1 protein-coding gene is annotated in these 2,058 nt (G+C 56.9%); it reads right to left on the bottom strand.

Features of this window, described 5'->3' with window-relative positions:
• Positions 1 to 236: 236 nt before the first annotated feature.
• A complete protein-coding gene (locus tag RM533_RS13570; RefSeq protein WP_311341759.1) occupies positions 237 to 1,829 on the bottom strand; it encodes a flavin-containing monooxygenase in 1,593 nt (530 codons plus the stop codon).
• Positions 1,830 to 2,058: the final 229 nt, after the last annotated feature.

The following is a 2,058-nucleotide window of genomic DNA, read 5'->3' as shown; positions in this document are numbered from 1 at the left end:
TTCATGGTCGGCCTTGCGATCCTTGCTCCACTCTCTTTCTAATGCCGTTTCCGCCTGGTCGGGGGCGGAGCACAAACTCCATCGCCATTCCGTTGGCGATCCGTCTGCCGTGTCAGAACGAGAATGAGCCTTTGGCCTTCTACAGCGTTGCAATCCGCACGAAAAAGGGACGCGCCGGATTTTCCCGGTGCGCCCCTTTCACATCAGTCAGAATGACGGACGTATGACCGGGCCCATCATTGCAGGTTAAAACCTTGCCAGCCATTTTCAGCCGCCTTCCGGCTCAGTTCGGCAAAGCGGGGGAAACCGCCGACGTAGATCATGAAGCCGCCCTTCTTGCCCTCGATATTCTTGGCGTTGTACCAGGAATCGGCATGGCGGTGCACCATGTGCATGGCCACGTTCTGGGTCTCCTCATACCACCACTGCTCGGCTTCTGGCGTGGTATCGACCCGCGTCTTGCCCTCGGCTTCCATGGTGTCGATGAGATCGGCGAGGTAATCCACTTGCCATTCACCTGTGGTGATCATCTGGGCCTGCGCGCCGGGCGTCATCGGACCATGAACCATCAGAAGGTTCGGAAAGCCTGCAATCATGTAGCCAAGGTAGGTGGTCGGACCGTCTTTCCATTTATCGGCCAGCTTGATCCCGTCGATGCCCTCGACATCCATGTTCATGAGCGATCCCGTCACGGCATCGAAGCCCGTGGCCATCACGATAACGTCCAGCTCGTACTCGCTCTGAGCTGTCCGCAGGCCGGTTTTCGTAAACTCGACGATCGGCGCCGATCTTATATCGACGAGCGAGACATTGTCCCTGTTGAACGTCTGATAGTAACCATTGTCGATGCACATCCGCTTGCCCCCCACCGGATAGGTTTTCGGGCACAGGAGTTCGGCCGTTTCCGGATCGTCAACAACGTCACGTATCTTGTTGCGGATGAATTCGGCGACGATGCCGTTGGCTTCCATGTCTGTCATCACATCGGTGAATGCGACCTGCATCTGGAATGCACTTTTCGAGTTCCAGGCCCTCTCAAGGATTTCCTCGCGTTCTTCCTCAGAGCATTCGAGCGCTGATTTCTCGCCATACGAGACGATTGAAGTGCCCCAGGTATTGAGAATTTCCTCTCGCCGCGCGGGATAATTTTCCTTCCAGTCCCGCTCGTGCTCCTCGTCCATCGCACGGTTTCCCGATGGCATGCTGTATGCCGGCGTGCGCTGGAAGACAGTGAGGCTTTTCGCCTGCTGTGCCAGAATAGGGGCTACCTGAACGCCGGTCGATCCGGTGCCGATCAGGCCGACGCGCTTGTTCGCCAGATCCAGCTCCCCGCGGGGCCAGTCGGTGGTGTGGTAGATCAGGCCTTCGTAATCTTCGCGCCCCGGCCAGGGTGGCTCGTTCGGAATGGATAGCGCGCCGGTGGCGGCTATGATGTAACGGCACTTCACATGATCGCCGGCTGACGTGCGAACGTCCCACAGGTCGCTTTGCTCGTCGAACCGCAAGGATTCAACGGCGTTCGACAACCGGATGTGTTCACGCAGATCGAAGCGGTCCGCGACGTGGTTGGCATAGCGTTCAAGATCGGGCTGGGCAGAGAAGTACTCGGGCCATTGCCATTCCTGCTGCAGGTCTTCGTCAAAGCTGTACGAATATTCCACGCTCTGGATATCCACCCGGGCTCCGGGATACCGGTTCCAGTACCAGGTACCCCCGACACCGTCACCTTTTTCAAAGCAGATGACCTTGTACCGTTTCGACAACTGATAGGTCGCGTAAAGGCCGGAAAAGCCTGCGCCGATAATTACGACATCGACCGTCTCTGTCATAATGCCAAACCCTCTTCCTCTGATTTCAGACCCCGCTTTCGCAAAATCGGTATCTTACGATCCACGACTCTGCAAAACAGAGCCTGGATGCGCCTTATGCACATACCTTATCATCATAGCGACATACCCGGCCAATGAAACGCAGAAATACCGATGGTTTGCGTATTGCCAAAGCCGAAAACCGACGGATAAAGGTGCTCAGCCCCCCGCCAGCGCACCGCTCTTCCTG

It is taken from the genome of Croceicoccus esteveae, assembly GCF_031846435.1.
Taxonomy (GTDB): Bacteria; Pseudomonadota; Alphaproteobacteria; order Sphingomonadales; family Sphingomonadaceae; genus Croceicoccus; species Croceicoccus esteveae.
This window is presented reverse-complemented; position numbering and strand designations above follow the sequence as displayed.